The organism is Frigidibacter sp. SD6-1 (assembly GCF_030143255.1).
Classification (GTDB): Bacteria; Pseudomonadota; Alphaproteobacteria; order Rhodobacterales; family Rhodobacteraceae; genus TMP-24.
This window is the reverse complement of the sequence record NZ_JARJNR010000004.1, coordinates 165159-181198: the sequence shown is the minus strand read 5'-3', so window position 1 is coordinate 181198 and position 16040 is coordinate 165159. Positions and strand designations below refer to the sequence as shown.

Genomic DNA, 16040 nt, shown 5'->3' with positions numbered 1-16040 from the left:
GGATAGCAGAGGCAGGACTCCCCGCACAATGGCTCAATCCGAAGTTGCCGGGTTGTGGCTGAATTGCACCAAGCGCACCCTGATCAAGGGTGGATTTCCATTTCCCTTGCGGAGAGGCGATCATCAGAACCCCTCCCAGACGCAGGCGCCATCCTCGGGCCGGAAGGCCTCGAAGAACTGGGTGGCCTCGGGGGCGGGCTCGCCGAAGGGCACAGGCCGGTCGGCGAGGCTGATGACGATCTGGGCGGGCTGCGGCCCGGTCGAGGGGACCGCCTTCATTGCAAAGGTGTTGCAGAGGAATTCCATATCCAGAAGTGCTGTATCGGCATCGACCGTCCCGCCGTCGCGCGCGATCGCGGGTGCGATGAAGCGGAAGCGGTAGGTCAGCCCCTCCGGTCCCTGCGCGTTCTGGATCGTCTCGAAATAGGTCACGGTCTGTCCTGAGGGTACGGGGATGGGAATATCTGCGGCCGCCGCCGCCAGCGGCAGGAGAAATGGACAAAGCGCGGCGGCGAACGGTTTCACGGGCGAGGCCTAGAGCGGAATATTGTCGTGCTTCTTCCAGGGGTTCGTCAGCTTCTTGCCCCTCAGGCTCGCGAAGGCGCGGGCCACGCGCCGCCGGGTGGAATGGGGCATGATCACCTCGTCGATGAAACCCTTTTCCGCGGCGACGAACGGGTTGGCGAAGCGGTCCTCGTAATCCTTCGTCCGCGCCGCGATCTTCTCCTTGTCGGCCAGTTCGCTGCGATAGAGGATCTCGACCGCGCCCTTGGCCCCCATCACCGCGATCTCGGCCGTGGGCCAGGCATAGTTGAAATCGCCGCGCAGGTGTTTGGAGGCCATCACGTCATAGGCGCCGCCATAGGCTTTGCGGGTGATCACCGTGACTTTCGGCACCGTCGCCTCGCCATAGGCGAAGAGCAGCTTCGCGCCGTGCTTGATGACGCCGCCATATTCCTGGCTGGTGCCCGGCAGGAAGCCCGGCACATCGACCAGCGTCAGGATCGGGATTTCGAACGCATCGCAGAAGCGAACGAAGCGCGCGGCCTTGCGGCTGGAATCGATGTCCAGACAGCCCGCCAGAACCATGGGCTGATTGGCGACCACTCCGACCGTCTGCCCCTCGATCCTGAGGAACCCGCAGATGATGTTCGCCGCGTAGTCCTTCTGAACCTCGAAGAAATCGCCCTCGTCCGCGACCTTCTGGATCAGCTCCTTCATGTCGTAGGGCTGGTTGGGGTTGTCCGGCACCAGGGTATCGAGGCTTGCCTCGATCCGCGCGGGATCGTCGAAGAAGGGGCGGGTCGGCGCCTTTTCGCGGTTGTTCAAAGGCAGGAAGTCGAAAAGCCTGCGGATTTCGGCCAGCGCCTCGACGTCGTTTTCAAAGGCGCCATCGGCGACCGAGGATTTCTTCGTATGGGTCGAGGCGCCACCCAGTTCCTCGGCGGTGACGATCTCGTTCGTCACGGTCTTCACCACGTCGGGGCCGGTGACGAACATGTAGGACGTGTCCTTCACCATGAAGATGAAATCGGTCATCGCCGGGCTGTAGACCGCGCCGCCGGCGCAGGGGCCCATTATCACGCTGATCTGCGGCACGACGCCCGAAGCCATGATATTGCGCTGGAAGACCTCGGCATAACCCGCGAGCGATGCCACGCCCTCCTGGATGCGCGCGCCGCCGCTGTCGTTCAACCCGATCACCGGCGCGCCGTTCTGCATGGCCATGTCCATGATCTTGCAGATCTTCTGGGCATGGGTTTCGGAAAGCGAACCGCCGAAGACGGTAAAATCCTGGCTGAATACATAGACCATCCGGCCATTGATCGTGCCCCAACCCGTCACCACCCCGTCGCCCGAGGGCCGATCCGCCTCCATGCCGAAATCGACGCAGCGGTGGGCGACGAACATGTCAAACTCCTCGAACGAACCTTCATCGAGCAGAAGCTCGATCCGTTCGCGCGCCGTCAGCTTGCCGCGCGCATGCTGGGCATCGATCCGGCGCTGGCCGCCACCCTGACGGGCGACCGACCGGCGGGCCTCGAGCTGTTCAAGGATATCCTTCATCTCCGCCTCCCTCGCGCGATTGATCCTCTATAGGGCGCGCGACGCGCGGCGCAAAGCGGACTCTGGAAAATTTGCAAATTCTTGGCAGCGATCGACATGCAAATTGCAAACCCGATTCTCTTGCCAAAGCCCGGCCGCCGTGGTTCCGATGCCCCGCCATCTTTCCCCGCCATCAGCGCGAGTTCATCATGCCTTCGCTCCCCGTTCCTGTCCTGACCATCGGCCTCCTTCTGGCCTCGAATATCTTCATGACCTTCGCCTGGTACGGGCACCTCAAATTCAAGGCGGCCCCCCTTTACGTGGTGATCCTCGCAAGCTGGGGGATCGCGCTCTTCGAATATGTTCTGCAAGTGCCCGCAAACCGCTATGGCCACGGCCATTTCAGCGCCGCGCAGCTGAAAACCATCCAGGAAGTGATCATGCTGTCGGTCTTTGCCGTCTTTTCCTGGGCCTATCTCGGCGAAAGAATCGGCTGGCAGCAGGGCTTGGGTTTCGCCTTCATCGCGCTCGGCGCCTGGTTCGTCTTTCAGGGCCGGGGCTGAGGCTGTGGACATTGCCGTCCCGCGAGCCTAGCAGGGACGGATGAGCCGCCCTTCCGTCCGCTTTCTTGATCGCTCGACCGCCCCGCATACCGTCACGCTGGTGGTGCTCGCCGGTCTTTCGACGCTCGCCATGAACATATTCCTGCCGTCGCTTCCCGGCATGGCGCGCTGGTTCGGGGTCGATTACGCGACGATCCAGTTGGCGGTACCTCTCTACCTCGCCGGAAGCGCCGCTCTGCAGGTCATTGTCGGGCCCCTGTCCGACCGGTTCGGGCGGCGGCCGGTGATCCTGGCAGCACTTCTCCTCTTCATCGCCGCGACGCTGGTCGGGCTTTTCGCACCGGACGCGCATTGGTTTCTTGCAGCGCGGATCGTGCAGGCGGTGGTGGCGACCGGCATGGCGCTGTCGCGCGCCGTGATCCGCGACATGGTGCCCACCGAGGAAGCCGCCTCGATGATCGGCTATGTGACCATGGCCATGTCGGTGGTGCCGATGATCGGCCCGGCCCTTGGCGGCGCGCTTGACGAAAGCTTCGGCTGGCAGGCGAGCTTCGTGCTGCTGACCGCTGCGGGCGTCCTGACGACCCTGCTCGTCTGGTTCGATCTGGGCGAGACCGCCCTGCCCCCCGGCCGGAGCTTCGCCGCGCAGTTCCGCGATTACCCGGCCCTCCTCGCCTCGCCGCGCTTCTGGGGCTATGCGGCGGTGGCGAGCCTCGCCTCGGGCGCCTTCTTCGCCTATCTCGGCGGCGCGCCCTTCGTGGGTGAGAAGGTCTTCCATCTATCGCCCGCGGCGATCGGCTATTATTTCGCCGCACCCGCCATCGGCTATGCGCTTGGCAATTTCATCGCCGGACGCTTCTCGCGGCGCTACGGCATCGACCGGATGATACTCGCGGGCACCCTCATCGCCACCGGAACGCTGATCGCGGGCGCGCTTCTGGCGCGCGCCTTCCCGCCGCATCCGATGCTCTTCTTCCCCTTCACCGGCCTGATGGCGATGGGCAACGGCATGACGCTGCCCAATGCCAATGCCGGCATGCTTTCGGTCCGCCCGCATCTGGCCGGCTCCGCCTCCGGCCTCGGCGGCGCCCTGATGATCGGCGGCGGGGCGCTTCTGGCGGCGATCACCGGGCATCTGCTGAACGAGGTCACCGGCCATGCGATCCTGCTGGAGGTGATGGCGGCCAGTTCGGCACTGTCGATCCTCGCTATCCTCCTCGTGATCCGACGGGCACGCCGCGTCCGACGCTGACGGCGGAAAAATCTTCGCGAAGATTTTTCCGCCCCCCAATTTTCTTCGCGAAGAAAATTGGGTCCGGCTTGCGGCACCGCTTTGCAAACCATAATCTGGTGGTTAGCAAAGCGAGGGTACCATGGCCACACAGAAGCTCTATGCCGGAGTGAAGCTGCGCGAGACGCGGGCGCGGATGGGACTGACGCAGAAGGCCTTCGCCGACAAGCTCGGCGTCTCGCTGCCCTATCTGAACCAGATGGAGAACAACCATCGCCCGCTGTCGGCCGCGGTGGTTCTGGCACTTGCGGCCGACTTCGGCATGGACGTGACGGAGCTTGCAACCGGCGACGCGGAACGCATCGTATCGGACATGAAAGAGGCGCTGGCCGATCCGGTCTTTGCCGACAATGTGCCGCCGCTCGCCGATCTCAGGCTTGCCGCCTCGAACGCCCCGGCCTTCGCCCGCGCGTTTCTGGAACTGCACCGCGCCTACCGGCAAAGCCACGAACGGCTCGCCTCGCTTGACGAGGCGCTCGGGCGCGATGATGCCGGTCCGCGCTCCTCGCCCTGGGAAGAGGTGCGCGATTTCTTCCACTATTGCGACAATTACATCGACGCGGTCGACCGCGCGGCCGAGCGGTTCGCTGCCCCCGACGGCAAGCTGCAGGATATCGTGTCTCGTGCGAGTATGCTTCTGCGCGACAAGGGCCTGCGCATCACGATCGCCGACGCGGCCGAGATCCGTGCCCGCGACGGCGGCGATCTGACCATCTCCAGCCGCACCGCGCCGCCCACGCAGCGGTTCCAGATCCTGCACCAGCTGGCGCTCGTGACCCAGAACGATCTTCTGGAAGCCACGCTCGATCTCGCGCGTTTCCAGTCCGACACCGCCCGCGCCATCGCCAAGATCGGGCTGGCGAACTATTTCGCCGGGGCCGCGCTGATGCCCTACCGCGCCTTCCATGCCGCCGCGCAGGAGGTCCGTCACGACCTCGAACGGCTGGCCGACCGGTTCGGCGCCTCGATCGAGCAGGTGGCGCACCGGCTTTCGACCCTGCAACGGCCGGGGCTGAAGGGGATCCCCTTCTTCTTCGTCCGGGTCGATCAGGCGGGCACGATCACCAAGCGCCATTCGGCCACCCGCCTGCAATTCGCCCGTTTCGGTGGCGCCTGCCCCCTTTGGAACGTCTACCGCGCCTTCGAGACCCCGGGCCGCTTCATCCGCCAGCTGGCCGAAACACCGGACGGCGTGCGCTATCTCTGCCTTGCCCGCGATGTGTCGAAGCCCGGCGGGTCGTTCAACGCCCCGGTCCGCCGCTATGCGATCGCGCTTGGCTGCGAGGTGAGCCATGCCAAGGGCCTCGTCTATGCCGACGACCTCGACCTGACGAACGCCCGCGCCTATGAGCCGATCGGCATTTCCTGCCGCATCTGCGAGCGGCCGAACTGCCACCAGCGGTCGGTGCCGCCCCTGGAACGCAAGCTGAAGATCGACCCGGACCGGCGGGGGCTTCTGCCCTATGACGTGTCCTGACGGTCAGGCTGAAGCGAGCAACCGCGCGATCTCGTCCTTCAGATGGCTGCGCCGCTTGCGCAGGTCGACCTCGGCTAGCTCCTCCATCGGCTCGAGATTCGTCTCAGCCCGGTGAACCCGGCGATTGACCTCGTGATATTCGTCCGACAGCCGCGCGAAATGGGCGTCACTGGTCTTGAGACGATGGATCTTCTCGGCCTCCCTCGGAAACTCTTCGGCCAGTTCGTGCGGTGTGTGCGACATCTGTCTTCCTCTTGCTGTCTGTCCCGATTCTAGACCTGTTCGGGTGGCCGCACCTTGAGCCTTGTCAAACCGGCGACAGGGGTGACGCAATCGGCACAAGTTCCGCCGGTCGGCTTCTTGCGCAACGCCCGCATTGCGACCATGGTGCGCGCGATTCCACGGCAGGACTATGGAAACGGGCGGCCAATGATCTTTGTCGAAAACGGACCGGGGGGAGAGGCCGCACTCTTCGACGGCGCCAGGGCCCTGATCCGGGCCGACCGGCCGGAGGAGGTCGAGGCGGCGCTATCAGCCCTCGACCGGGCGCAGGCGGACGGGCTCTGGGCTGCGGGCTTTGCCTCCTACGAGCTTGGCTATGCGCTTGAGCCGCGCCTCGCAGCGCTGATGCCCGCCGCCCGCCGCCTGCCGCTTCTGCAGTTCGGCCTCTATGACGGCCCGTCCGACCCCGCGCCCTTCCTTGCCCGCTCGGCAGAGGAGGCCCCCGCCGCGCATCTCGATACCCTGCGCCCGGCCTGGTCGGCCGAAGTTCACGCCGACGCTCTTCAGCGCATCCTCGACTATATTGCCGCAGGCGATATCTATCAGGCCAACCTCACGATGGCGCTCGAGGCGCGCTGGTCCGGCACGCCCGCGGGGCTTTATGGCGCGCTGCGGGCCCGGCAGCCGGTGGCCTACGGTGCCTTCCTTGACATGGAGGGAGCGCCGCCGATCCTGTCGCGCTCGCCGGAACTCTTCTTCGCGACCGATGCCTGCGGCCGGATCGAGACCCGCCCGATGAAGGGTACCGCGCCGCGCGCCTCGAACCCCGCCCATGACGCGGCGCTCAGGATGGATTTGCAGGCGAGCATAAAGAACCGCGCGGAAAACCTTATGATCGTTGATCTTTTGCGCAACGACATTTCCCGCGTCTGCCGGGCGGGCAGCGTGAAGGTGCCGCAGCTTTTCGCCATCGAAAGCTATGCGACCGTCCATCAGATGGTCAGCCATGTCACCGGCGAATTGCTGCCCGGAACGCCCCCCAGCGCGATCTTCCGCGCGCTTTTCCCCTGCGGCTCGATCACCGGCGCACCCAAGATCAGGGCGATGGAAATCATCCGCGCGCTTGAGGCGGGCCCGCGCGATGTCTATTGCGGCTCGATCGGCTGGATCGCGCCGGATGGCGCGTCAAGCTTCAATGTCGCGATCCGCACGCTTGTGCTCGACGGCGACCGGGCACGGTTCGGCGTCGGCGGCGGGGTCGTGGCGGATTCGACCGCCGCCAACGAATATGAGGAGGCGCTGTGGAAGGCCCGCTTCGCGATCCTGAGCTGAGGCTGATCGAGACCTTCCGCTGGGATGGGTCGGCCTTCGTCCGGCTGGAGGCGCATCTGGCACGCGCCCGCGCGTCTGCCGGCGCGCTTGGATTTCACTGGAGGGCGGCAGAGGTCGACCGCGCGCTCGCCGCTGTCGGCGGCCCGACGCCGCTGCGCATCCGCCTGACCATCGGCCGCGAGGGGGATGCAGACCTATCCAGCGCGCCTCTGCCGCCCGCAGCGCGCCAGTGGCGGCTCGCGATCCATCCCGAACCGATCGACGAAGGAAACCCGGCGCGGCGCCACAAGACGACCGACCGCGCGCTGTATGACCGCGCCCGTGCCGCCCTGCCCGCAGGCGTGGATGAATATCTCTTCCTCAATCGTCGGGGCGAACTGGCCGAAGGAACCATCACCACTCTCTTCGCCGATCTCGGCCAGGGCCTTCTGACCCCGCCGCTCGCCTCCGGCTGCCTTCCGGGCGTCCTGCGCGCGGACCTGCTCGCGTCGGGTCAGGCGCGCGAGGCGGTCCTGACCGCCGATATCCTCGGAAAGGCAAGGCTCTGGGTCGGCAATTCGCTGCGCGGCCTTATCCCCGCGTCTCTCTGAGCGCATCGAGCCGCGCCTCGATCCGCTGGAAATGATCCTCCAACTGCCGCTGGCGCATATCGTCGAGCTTTTCGTGAAGGCTCAGGATTTCAAGTTCGGCCTTGAGATTGACCTCGTAATCATGCCCCGCCACCTCGCGGTCCTTCGCCGCCTGTCGGTTCTGGCTCATCATGATGACCGGGGCCTGAATGGCCGCGATCATCGACAGGATCAGGTTCAGGAACACGAACGGATATGGATCGGCGGGCGCCGTCATCAGCCAGAGATTCGAGGCAACCCATGCAACGATCATCGCCGCAAAAAGAAGGATGAAGGTCCAGGACCCGCCGAAGGCCGCCACCCGGTCGGCGACCCGCTGGCCGAACGTCAACTCGCTGCGGAAGCTCTCGTTAACATTGCGCGAGATGGCGGCCCGCGCCGCGATGCGCCGCAACACACGCTGCTCGCGCTCCGGCAGATCATCATAGCCCGCGCTCAAGAGCTTCGCCGCCAGGTCGCGCACCCGCTCGTCCATGCTGCCCTCCATAGAACAGGCCGGGGGCTCTGCCCCCGGACCCCCGAGGTATTTTCGCCAAGATGATATCCAGCCCTTCATTCTGGCGCAAATATCCTCGGGGGGTCCGGGGGGCAGACAGCCCCCCGGCCTAGCGCTGGGACGCAGACCAGCGTCCGTTCATCCAGGGCGCGGAGTTGGCGGGCGCCAGCATGCCTTTGCCCAGAATATGGTCGGCCGCCTTCTCGCCGGTCATGATCGAGGGGGCATTCAGATTGCCGTTCGTCACGCGCGGGAAGATCGAACTGTCGGCAACGCGCAAGCCATCGACCCCGATCACCCGGCATTCGGCATCGACGACCGCCATCGGGTCGTCCCGCCGCCCCATGCGGGCGGTGCCGCAAGGGTGGTAGGCGCTTTCGGCATGCGCGCGGATGAAGCTGTCTATCTCGTCATCGGAACGGTATTTCGCGCCCGGCTGGATCTCGTGCTTCACGAAGGGCTCGAACGCCTTTTGCCCGAAGATCTCGCGCGTCAGGCGCACGCATTTGCGGAAGTCCGCCCAATCGTCGGGATGGGACATGTAGTTGAAGAAGATACGCGGCGCCTCGCGCGGGTCGGCTGATTTCAGCGTCACCGCCCCGCGAGATTTCGACCGCATCGGGCCGACATGGGCCTGGAAACCATGGCCCTCGGCCGCCGCCTTGCCGTCATAGCGCACGGCAATGGGCAGGAAGTGATACTGGATGTCGGGATAATCCACGCCCTTGTCCGAGCGGATGAAGGCGCAGCTTTCGAACTGGTTCGAGGCGCCGAGCCCCTTGCCGGTGAAAAGCCATTGCGCCCCGATCACCGCCTTGCCCCAGAGGTTCCAGTATTTGTAAAGCGTGATCGGCTGTTTCGAGGCGAATTGCATATAGATCTCAAGGTGATCCTGCAGGTTCGCGCCTACGCCCGGCCGGTCGGCGACCACCTTGATCCCGTGCTCTTGCAGATGCCGGGCGGCGCCGATGCCCGACAGCATCAGAAGCTTCGGCGTGTTGATCGAGGAGGCCGCGAGGATGACCTCGACGCCCGCGCGGATCACCTCGACCTGCCCGCCGCGCTCGACCTCGACGCCCACTGCGCGGCCGTTCTCGATCACCACCTTGCGGGCGAAGGCACGGATCAGTTCGCAATTCTCGCGCTTCAGCGCCGGTTTCAGATAGGCGTTCGCCGCCGACCAGCGCCGGCCCTTGTAGATCGTCGCCTCCATCGGCCCGAAGCCTTCCTGCTTCTCGCCGTTATAGTCGGAGGTCACTTCATAGCCTGCCTGCTTGCCTGCTTCGACGAAGGCATGGAACAGCGGGTTCGACCGGGGGCCGCGCGTCACATGCAGGGGGCCACTCGTCCCCCGGAACTCATTGGGCGCGCCGCCGTGCCAGGTTTCCATCCGGCGGAAATAGGGCAGTACGTCGGCATAGGACCAGCCCTGCGCGCCCTGATCGGCCCAATGGTCGAAATCCTTTGCGTGGCCGCGCACGAAGACCATGCCGTTGATTGAGGACGACCCGCCCACCACCTTGCCGCGCGGCGTGGCCAGCGTGCGGCCGCCCAGATGCGGCTCGGGCTCGGTCCGGAAGCCCCAGTCATAAAGCGGCATGTTCATCGGATAGGACAGCGCGGCAGGCATCTGGATGAACGGCCCTGCGTCGGTGCCGCCATGTTCGATGACGATCACCCGCTTGCCCGCTTCCGTCAGCCGGTAGGCCATCGCGCAGCCCGCCGAGCCCGCCCCCACGATCACATAGTCGGCCATCATTGCGTTCTTCCATCTTCCGGGGCCGCGCGGGTGAGCGCGACGAAGGTTTCAAAGGCGATATTGCCGCCGGAGGCGACGAGAAGGACCGTCCTGCCCTTTACGGGCAACTGTCCTGAGAGAAGTGCCGCGATGGCTGCCGCACCCGACGGTTCCAGCACCAGTTTCAGCTGTTCGAAGGCTGCGATCATGGCCCTGCGCACGGCGGTGTCCCCCACGGCGCAGCCCCTGACCCCGGCCGCCTGCGCGGCGGCAAAGGGTGCGGCGCCGGGGGCGGTTGCCTGCAATGCGTCGCACAGGCTCTGCGCCCCCGGCGCCACCCGGCCAATCGCAGCCGCCGTCAGCGACCGGCCCATTCCGTCAAATCCCTCGGGCTCCACGGCCCAGATCTCGGCGCCCGGCAGCGCGGCGCGGGTCGCAAGCGCCATGCCCGCAATCAGGCCGCCGCCGCCCGTGGGCGCCGCCACGAGATCGGGCGCCTGGCCCAACTCTGCCATCTGCTCCAGCGCCTCGACCGCGACGCCCGCCTGCCCGGCGACCACCGCAGGATCGTCGAACGGGTGGAGGAGCGTCAGCCCCTGCTCCCCGGCCAGATGCCGGGCAAGCGCCGACGCCACTTCCTCGCGCGGGCGGTCGCCGTGGTGCGACAGAACCACCCGAGCGCCATATCCTTCTGTCGCGCGGCGCTTCACCTCGGGTGCGTCCCCGGGCATCACGATCGTGACGGGCACGCCCGCCGCCTTGCCCGCGGCCGCCAGTCCTTGCGCGAAATTGCCCGAGGAAAAGGCGATAACACCTTGTTTCCGCTCAACTTCAGTCAACTGCGCAAGCCGCCATGTCGCGCCGCGTATCTTGAATGACCCGGCCTTCTGCAGGCTTTCCGCCTTCACGAACACGCGCGCCGCACCACTTGCCTCGGCGAAGGCCGCAACCTCGATCAGCGGTGTGCGGATCGTTGTCTGCCGGGTCAGCGCATAGGCGCGGGCGATATCGGCTGCGGTCGGACTCACCAGGGCGCCTCGACCGGGCCGAGGTTCACATAGACCGACTTCACATGCGTGTAATGCTCGATCGCGGCCTTCGAATTTTCCCGCCCGACGCCCGACAGTTTGGAACCGCCGAACGGCCCCTCGACCGGCGTCAGGTTATAGGCGTTGATCCAGCAGGAGCCTGCCTGAAGTTCGGCCACCACCCGGTGGCCACGCGCCAGATCGGCCGTAAAGACCCCGGCGGCGAGGCCAAACTCGGTGGCGTTTGCCCTCGCGATCACCTCTGCCTCGGTCTCGAAATCGAGAACCGCCATGACCGGGCCGAAAATCTCCTCCCGCGCGATGGTCATGTCGTCGGTCACGTCGGCAAAGACGGTGGGCGCGACGAAGGCACCGCTTTCCGGCGCGGCACGGTGGCCGCCGGTCACAAGCCGCGCGCCTTCCGCCCTGCCCACCTCGACATAGCCCAGAACTTTCTCAAGCTGCGCGGCAGAGACGAGCGGACCCATCTGTGTCTCGGGGTCGCGCGGATCGCCGAGCCTGATCGCTTCCGTCCGCTCTCTCAGCCGCGTCAGGAACCGTTCCTTGATACCCTTCTGCACGAACACGCGGGTACCGTTCGAACAGACCTGACCCGTGGAATAGAAATTCCCCAGCATCGCGCCGCCAACCGCGTTTTCCACGTCGGCGTCATCGAAGACGATGAGCGGCGACTTGCCGCCCAGTTCCATCGTCACATGGCGGATGCCTTCGGCGGCCATCGCATAGACCTTGCGCCCCGTAGGCACCGACCCGGTCAGCGATACCTTGGCCACGCGCGGGTCGGTGACAAGCGAGGCCCCGACCTGCCCCCTGCCCTGAACCACGTTGAAGAGGCCCGGCGGCAGGCCCGCCTCGATGAATATCTCGGCGATCTTCAGGGCGCAAAGCGGCGTCACCTCGGACGGTTTGAAGATCATCGCATTGCCGAAGGCAAGCGCGGGCGCGGCCTTCCAGCAGGCGATCTGGGTCGGATAGTTCCAGGCACCGATGCCAACGCAGACGCCCAGGGGTTCGCGGATCGTGTAAAGGAAATCTCGGCCGAGCGGCACGGTCTCGCCGGTGACGGTCGGTGCGAGGCCCGCGAAATATTCCAGCGCGTCAGCGCCCGAGGTGGCGTCGGCGACCGTGGTTTCCTGAATGGGCTTGCCGGTGTCGAGCGTCTCAAGCTCCGACAGGGACTGGTTGCGCTCGCGGATGATCCCGGCCGCGCGGCGCAGGATGCGCGACCGTTCGACCGGCTTCATCCGGCCCCAGTCCCGCTGGGCACGCTCCGCCGAAGCGAGCGCCTTTTCGACAACGGCGGGCGTCGCCTCATGCACGCGGGCAATCACTTCGCCCGTCGCGGGGAAAACCACATCGATCACGGCGCCCGCCGTGTCTTCCAGATAGGTGCCGTCGACGAAGTGGCTTGCCCGGGGTTGCGCGATCATTCTGTCTTGTCCAGTTCCAGTGTGAGATATTGCAGCGCCATCGCTGCTGCCGCAGTGCCGTCCGGCATTGCCTGCTGTTTCAGCGCCTCGCGGATATAGACCCCGTCGATCATCGCAGCCGTGCCGCGCGCCACTTCCTCGGCGCGGGCGCCGACGAGCTTTCTGAGATCATAGACAAGGTTGGTGTGCAGCCGCGCCTGATAGACGCGGAGAAGCCGCTTGGCCTCCGGCACGGTCTGGGCAAGCACGTAGAAATTCAGCCAGGCCCCGATCACCTCGCGCCGGAAGTTCACCGCCGTGAAGCTTGCGCGGAGGATCGCCGTCAGGCGCGCGCGCGGCCCCTCGGCCATGGCGAGCGCCCCCCTGACCTCTGCGCCGTAAAGGCTGAGGATATGGCGCATTGCCGCGAGGAAGATCTGTTCCTTAGAACCGAAATAGTGATGCGCCAGCGCCGAGGACATGCCCGCGCGCTTGGCAATCTGGCTGACCGTGACGTCGAGCGAACCGGTGCGACCGATCTCGAGGATCGTCGCCTTCACCAGTGCGGCCTTGCGAATCGGCTCCATTCCAACTTTCGGCATGATCTGCCCTCTCGGTTCGGGGGGATGGGAGTACAAGAGCGGTTATTGACTCGTCAATCAAGAAAAAACTGGCGGGCCGTGTCAACCGGCTTTGCACCCTTCCGATCTTCCGCTAGCCTGCGCGCAGACACAACTCTGCCACAGGGGCTGTCACAGGGGGAAACATGCTCGATGCGGGAAAATGCGCCCGGGCAAGAATCTTCTTGCTTACGTAAGTGATGATGATGTTAATTGACTCATCAATCAAGAACATATGGGAGGCTGCCATGAAACTTCGTTCCATCCTGCTTGCGTCCGCGGCGCTGGCATTCGCGTCGCAAGCGTCGGCGGAAGGCTGCGACAAGGTCGTGTTCTCGGATGTCGGCTGGACCGACATCACCGCGACGACCGCCGTCACCGCCACGATTCTCGAAGCGCTCGGCTATGAGACCGAGACCAAGGTCCTGTCGGTGCCGGTGACCTACACCGGCCTGGCCGAAGGCGACATCGACGTGTTCCTCGGCAACTGGATGCCGACGATGGAGGCAGACATCGCGCCCTACCGCGATGCGGGTACCGTGGAAACCGTCCGCGTGAACCTCGTGGGCGCCAAATATACGCTTGCGACCAACGAGGCAGGCGCCGCACTCGGGATCGACGATTTCTCGAAGATCGCGGCCAACAAGGATGCGCTGGAAGGCCAGATCTACGGTATCGAGCCGGGCAATGACGGCAACCGTCTGATCATCGACATGATCGCGGCGAACACCTTTGGCCTTGAAGGGTTCGAAGTGATCGAAAGCTCCGAACAGGGCATGCTCGCAGAGGTCGCCAAGCACAACGGCGACGGCAAGCCGATCGTCTTCCTCGGCTGGGAACCCCATCCGATGAACGCCAATTTCAAGATGACCTATCTCGCCGGCGGCGATGATATTTTCGGGCCGAATTTCGGCGGCGCGGAAGTGGCGACCAACGTGCGTGCGGGCTATGTGGCGGAATGCCCCAACCAGGGCAAGCTCTTGCAGAACCTCGAATTTACGCTCGCCATGGAAAACGAGATCATGGGCGCGATCCTCAACGAAGGCGCCGACCCGATGGATGCGGCCAAGACCTGGCTCGCGGCCAATACAGAGTCGCTTGGCCCTTGGCTTGACGGCGTGACCACCAAGGATGGCGGCGATGCCATGGCGGCGGTGACGGCGGCGCTGCAATAAGCCGACCCCGCACCTGACCTTTCACGAACCCGGCGGCAGCGAACCTTCGCTGCCGCCTTTCAAACGCCAACAAAGCGAAGGGGAGCGCGATGGACTGGCTCGAACAGCTGTGGCTGGCCGACTACAAACTTCCGGTCGGCAAGATATCGAAGACGGCATTCGACTGGCTGAAGGAGAATTTCAGCTGGTTTTTCGATTTCCTCGCGGACACGATGGAACTGCTGATCAAGGGTATCCTCTGGTGCCTTGAAACGCCGCACCCCCTGATCATCGTCGCGCTCGCCGTCGCCCTCACCTGGTATCTGCAGCGCAACTGGAAGATCTGCCTCTTCGTCCTTTTCGGCTTCCTCTTCATTCTCAATCAGGGCTACTGGGACGAGACCGCAGAAAGCCTCACGCTGATCCTTGCGAGCTGCGTGGTCTGCATGGGCGTGGGCGTGCCGATCGGCATCGCCGCCGCCCACCGGCCGCGGTTGTACACGGCGATGCAGCCGATCCTCGACCTGATGCAGACGCTGCCGACCTTCGTTTACCTGATCCCGGCCATCGTCTTCTTCGGCCTCGGCATGGTGCCGGGCCTGATTGCGACCGTGATCTTCGTTCTGCCTGCACCGATCCGCCTGACCCATCTTGGCGTTTCCAACACCCCCGCCGCCCTGACCGAGGCGCTGACCGCCTTCGGCGCAACCAAGCGGCAAGTGCTGTGGAAGGCGGAACTGCCCTATGCCTTTCCGCAGATCATGGCGGGCCTGAACCAGACCATCATGCTTTCGCTCTCGATGGTCGTGATCGCCGCCCTTGTCGGCGCCAACGGCCTCGGCGTGCCGGTCGTCCGCGCGCTCAACTCCGTCAATACCGCGCTCGGCTTTGAATCGGGCTTCGTGATCGTGGTCGTCGCCATCGTGCTCGACCGGATGCTGCGCAAGGGGAATGCGTGATGGCCAAGGATCTGCAGACACCCGACATCGCGGTCGAGTTCAACAAGGTCAACATCGTCTTCGGCAAAGAGCCCGGCAAGGCCCTGCCCCTGATGGACAAGGGCATGAGCCGGTCGGATATCCAGAAAGCCACCGGCCAGATCCTTGGCGTTCACGATTGTTCCCTGACCGTGGCGCGCGGCGAGATTCTCGTTCTGATGGGGCTCTCCGGCTCCGGCAAGTCGACGCTCCTGCGCGCGGTCAACGGGCTGAACCCGGTCTGCCGGGGCGCGGTTACGGTGCGTGACGGCGACTGGAGCTGTGAAGTTGGCGGCGCCAACCGCGAAGACCTGCTGAAGGTCCGGCGCGAATGCGTGGCGATGGTCTTTCAGCAGTTCGGCCTTCTGCCCTGGCGCACGGTGCGCGAAAACGTCGGCCTTGGGCTAGAGCTTGCGGGCCAGACACCCGCCCAGATGCGCGAGAAGGTCGATCAGCAACTTGCGCTGGTCGGCCTGTCGGAACGGGCCGACGCCAAGGTCGGCGAATTGTCCGGCGGCATGCAGCAGCGCGTGGGCCTCGCCCGGGCCTTCGTCACCGACGCGCCGATCCTGCTGATGGACGAACCTTTCTCGGCGCTCGACCCGCTGATTCGTACCCGGCTGCAGGACGAGCTTCTGGAATTGCAGGAGAAACTCCACCGCACCATCATCTTCGTCAGCCATGACCTCGACGAGGCTTTCAAGATCGGCAACCGGATCGCGCTGATGGAAGGTGGCCGGATCGTGCAATGCGGCACGGCGCGCGAGATCATCGCCAACCCGGTCTCGGATTATGTGGCGGATTTCGTCAATCACATGAACCCGCTTTCGGTCCTGACCGCGCGGGACGCGATCGAGCCCACGCCGAACAGCACGCCGACGACCGGCCAATGCGACATCGACACGCCGATCAAGGATGTGATGGCGCGGCTGAAGGATGAGACGCGCGCTTTGGAGGTGACGGATCACGGCAAGGTCGTGGGCCAGGTCTCGCGCAAGACGGTGATCGCGCGCCTTCTCGACCCGCGCGGCTGACCC

16 protein-coding genes are annotated in these 16040 nt (G+C 65.1%); 8 read left to right on the top strand and 8 right to left on the bottom strand.

The genetic code is table 11. The annotated features are described in order from the left end of the window. Positions 1-123: 123 nt before the first annotated feature. Positions 124-525 carry a DUF6497 family protein gene (locus P0645_RS09235; RefSeq protein ID WP_284164280.1) on the bottom strand — a complete coding sequence of 134 codons (402 nt, stop codon included), beginning with the start codon at positions 523-525 and terminating at the stop codon, positions 124-126. Positions 526-534: 9 nt separating this feature from the next. Further along, positions 535-2067 carry an acyl-CoA carboxylase subunit beta gene (locus tag P0645_RS09230; protein ID WP_284164279.1) on the bottom strand — a complete coding sequence of 511 codons (1533 nt, stop codon included), beginning with the start codon at positions 2065-2067 and terminating at the stop codon, positions 535-537. Positions 2068-2255: 188 nt separating this feature from the next. Here P0645_RS09230 and P0645_RS09225 point away from each other — a divergent pair, with 188 nt between their 5' ends. The 3 genes from P0645_RS09225 (at position 2256) to P0645_RS09215 (ending at position 5377) form a co-directional block, all read left to right on the top strand. Then, positions 2256-2609 (top strand): DMT family protein, encoded by a 354-nt coding sequence (locus P0645_RS09225; RefSeq protein WP_284164278.1) that lies wholly within the window; start codon positions 2256-2258, stop codon positions 2607-2609. 40 nt (positions 2610-2649) lie between these two features. Beyond that, a complete protein-coding gene (locus P0645_RS09220) occupies positions 2650-3861 on the top strand; it encodes a multidrug effflux MFS transporter (RefSeq protein ID WP_284164277.1) in 1212 nt (403 codons plus the stop codon). A gap of 121 nt (positions 3862-3982) precedes the next feature. Beyond that, the gene (locus tag P0645_RS09215) at positions 3983-5377 is read left to right on the top strand and encodes a helix-turn-helix domain-containing protein (RefSeq protein WP_284164276.1); all 1395 of its coding nucleotides are present in this window, start codon (positions 3983-3985) and stop codon (positions 5375-5377) included. Between the two features lie 3 nt (positions 5378-5380). Here the strand turns inward: P0645_RS09215 and P0645_RS09210 are convergent, their stop codons facing one another. Further along, positions 5381-5620, bottom strand: coding sequence for an HP1242/YdcH family protein (locus tag P0645_RS09210; protein WP_284164275.1), 240 nt, complete (start codon positions 5618-5620; stop codon positions 5381-5383). A 186-nt stretch (positions 5621-5806) separates the two neighbouring features. On the opposite strand from P0645_RS09210, the gene P0645_RS09205 reads away from it, so the two are divergent. Beyond that, a complete protein-coding gene (locus tag P0645_RS09205; RefSeq protein ID WP_284164274.1) occupies positions 5807-6931 on the top strand; it encodes an aminodeoxychorismate synthase component I in 1125 nt (374 codons plus the stop codon). Further along, the gene (locus tag P0645_RS09200) at positions 6901-7521 is read left to right on the top strand and encodes an aminotransferase class IV family protein (protein ID WP_284164273.1); all 621 of its coding nucleotides are present in this window, start codon (positions 6901-6903) and stop codon (positions 7519-7521) included. Before P0645_RS09205 ends, P0645_RS09200 begins: the two co-directional genes overlap by 31 nt. Here the strand turns inward: P0645_RS09200 and P0645_RS09195 are convergent. The 5 genes from P0645_RS09195 to betI form a co-directional block, all read right to left on the bottom strand. Further along, positions 7502-8035: a DUF1003 domain-containing protein gene (locus tag P0645_RS09195; protein ID WP_284164272.1), complete on the bottom strand. Its 534-nt coding sequence runs from the start codon at positions 8033-8035 to the stop codon at positions 7502-7504. The genes P0645_RS09200 and P0645_RS09195 overlap by 20 nt on opposite strands. Positions 8036-8165: 130 nt before the next feature. Further along, the gene (betA, locus tag P0645_RS09190) at positions 8166-9815 is read right to left on the bottom strand and encodes a choline dehydrogenase (RefSeq protein WP_284164271.1); all 1650 of its coding nucleotides are present in this window, start codon (positions 9813-9815) and stop codon (positions 8166-8168) included. Next, positions 9812-10822 (bottom strand): pyridoxal-phosphate dependent enzyme, encoded by a 1011-nt coding sequence (locus P0645_RS09185; protein WP_284164270.1) that lies wholly within the window; start codon positions 10820-10822, stop codon positions 9812-9814. The genes betA and P0645_RS09185 overlap by 4 nt, the downstream gene beginning before the upstream one ends. After that, the gene (betB, locus tag P0645_RS09180; protein WP_284164269.1) at positions 10819-12273 is read right to left on the bottom strand and encodes a betaine-aldehyde dehydrogenase; all 1455 of its coding nucleotides are present in this window, start codon (positions 12271-12273) and stop codon (positions 10819-10821) included. The genes P0645_RS09185 and betB overlap by 4 nt, the downstream gene beginning before the upstream one ends. Next, a complete protein-coding gene (gene betI, locus P0645_RS09175) occupies positions 12270-12854 on the bottom strand; it encodes a choline-binding transcriptional repressor BetI (protein ID WP_284164268.1) in 585 nt (194 codons plus the stop codon). Before betI ends, betB begins: the two co-directional genes overlap by 4 nt. Positions 12855-13120: 266 nt before the next feature. Between betI and choX the strand changes: the two genes are divergently transcribed. From choX to choV, 3 genes are all read left to right on the top strand, one after another. Next, positions 13121-14047: a choline ABC transporter substrate-binding protein gene (gene choX / locus P0645_RS09170; protein ID WP_284164267.1), complete on the top strand. Its 927-nt coding sequence runs from the start codon at positions 13121-13123 to the stop codon at positions 14045-14047. Positions 14048-14136: 89 nt separating this feature from the next. Further along, on the top strand, positions 14137-14985 hold the full coding sequence (gene choW / locus P0645_RS09165; protein WP_284164266.1) for a choline ABC transporter permease subunit: 849 nt from the start codon (positions 14137-14139) through the stop codon (positions 14983-14985). Beyond that, positions 14985-16037 carry a choline ABC transporter ATP-binding protein gene (gene choV / locus P0645_RS09160; protein ID WP_284164264.1) on the top strand — a complete coding sequence of 351 codons (1053 nt, stop codon included), beginning with the start codon at positions 14985-14987 and terminating at the stop codon, positions 16035-16037. The genes choW and choV overlap by 1 nt, the downstream gene beginning before the upstream one ends. The last annotated feature ends 3 nt before the right edge of the window (positions 16038-16040 follow it).

Bases quoted from the DNA above. Each gene is read 5' to 3' on its own strand.
- P0645_RS09230 (WP_284164279.1), bottom strand. From the start codon at position 2,067: ATGAAGGATATCCTTGAACAGCTCGAGGCCCGCCGGTCGGTCGCCCGT.
- P0645_RS09225 (WP_284164278.1), top strand. From the start codon at position 2,256: ATGCCTTCGCTCCCCGTTCCTGTCCTGACCATCGGCCTCCTTCTGGCC.
- P0645_RS09220 (WP_284164277.1), top strand. From the start codon at position 2,650: ATGAGCCGCCCTTCCGTCCGCTTTCTTGATCGCTCGACCGCCCCGCAT.
- P0645_RS09215 (WP_284164276.1), top strand. From the start codon at position 3,983: ATGGCCACACAGAAGCTCTATGCCGGAGTGAAGCTGCGCGAGACGCGG.
- P0645_RS09210 (WP_284164275.1), bottom strand. From the start codon at position 5,620: ATGTCGCACACACCGCACGAACTGGCCGAAGAGTTTCCGAGGGAGGCC.
- P0645_RS09205 (WP_284164274.1), top strand. From the start codon at position 5,807: ATGATCTTTGTCGAAAACGGACCGGGGGGAGAGGCCGCACTCTTCGAC.
- P0645_RS09195 (WP_284164272.1), bottom strand. From the start codon at position 8,035: ATGGACGAGCGGGTGCGCGACCTGGCGGCGAAGCTCTTGAGCGCGGGC.
- betA (WP_284164271.1), bottom strand. From the start codon at position 9,815: ATGATGGCCGACTATGTGATCGTGGGGGCGGGCTCGGCGGGCTGCGCG.
- betB (WP_284164269.1), bottom strand. From the start codon at position 12,273: ATGATCGCGCAACCCCGGGCAAGCCACTTCGTCGACGGCACCTATCTG.
- betI (WP_284164268.1), bottom strand. From the start codon at position 12,854: ATGCCGAAAGTTGGAATGGAGCCGATTCGCAAGGCCGCACTGGTGAAG.
- choX (WP_284164267.1), top strand. From the start codon at position 13,121: ATGAAACTTCGTTCCATCCTGCTTGCGTCCGCGGCGCTGGCATTCGCG.
- choW (WP_284164266.1), top strand. From the start codon at position 14,137: ATGGACTGGCTCGAACAGCTGTGGCTGGCCGACTACAAACTTCCGGTC.
- choV (WP_284164264.1), top strand. From the start codon at position 14,985: ATGGCCAAGGATCTGCAGACACCCGACATCGCGGTCGAGTTCAACAAG.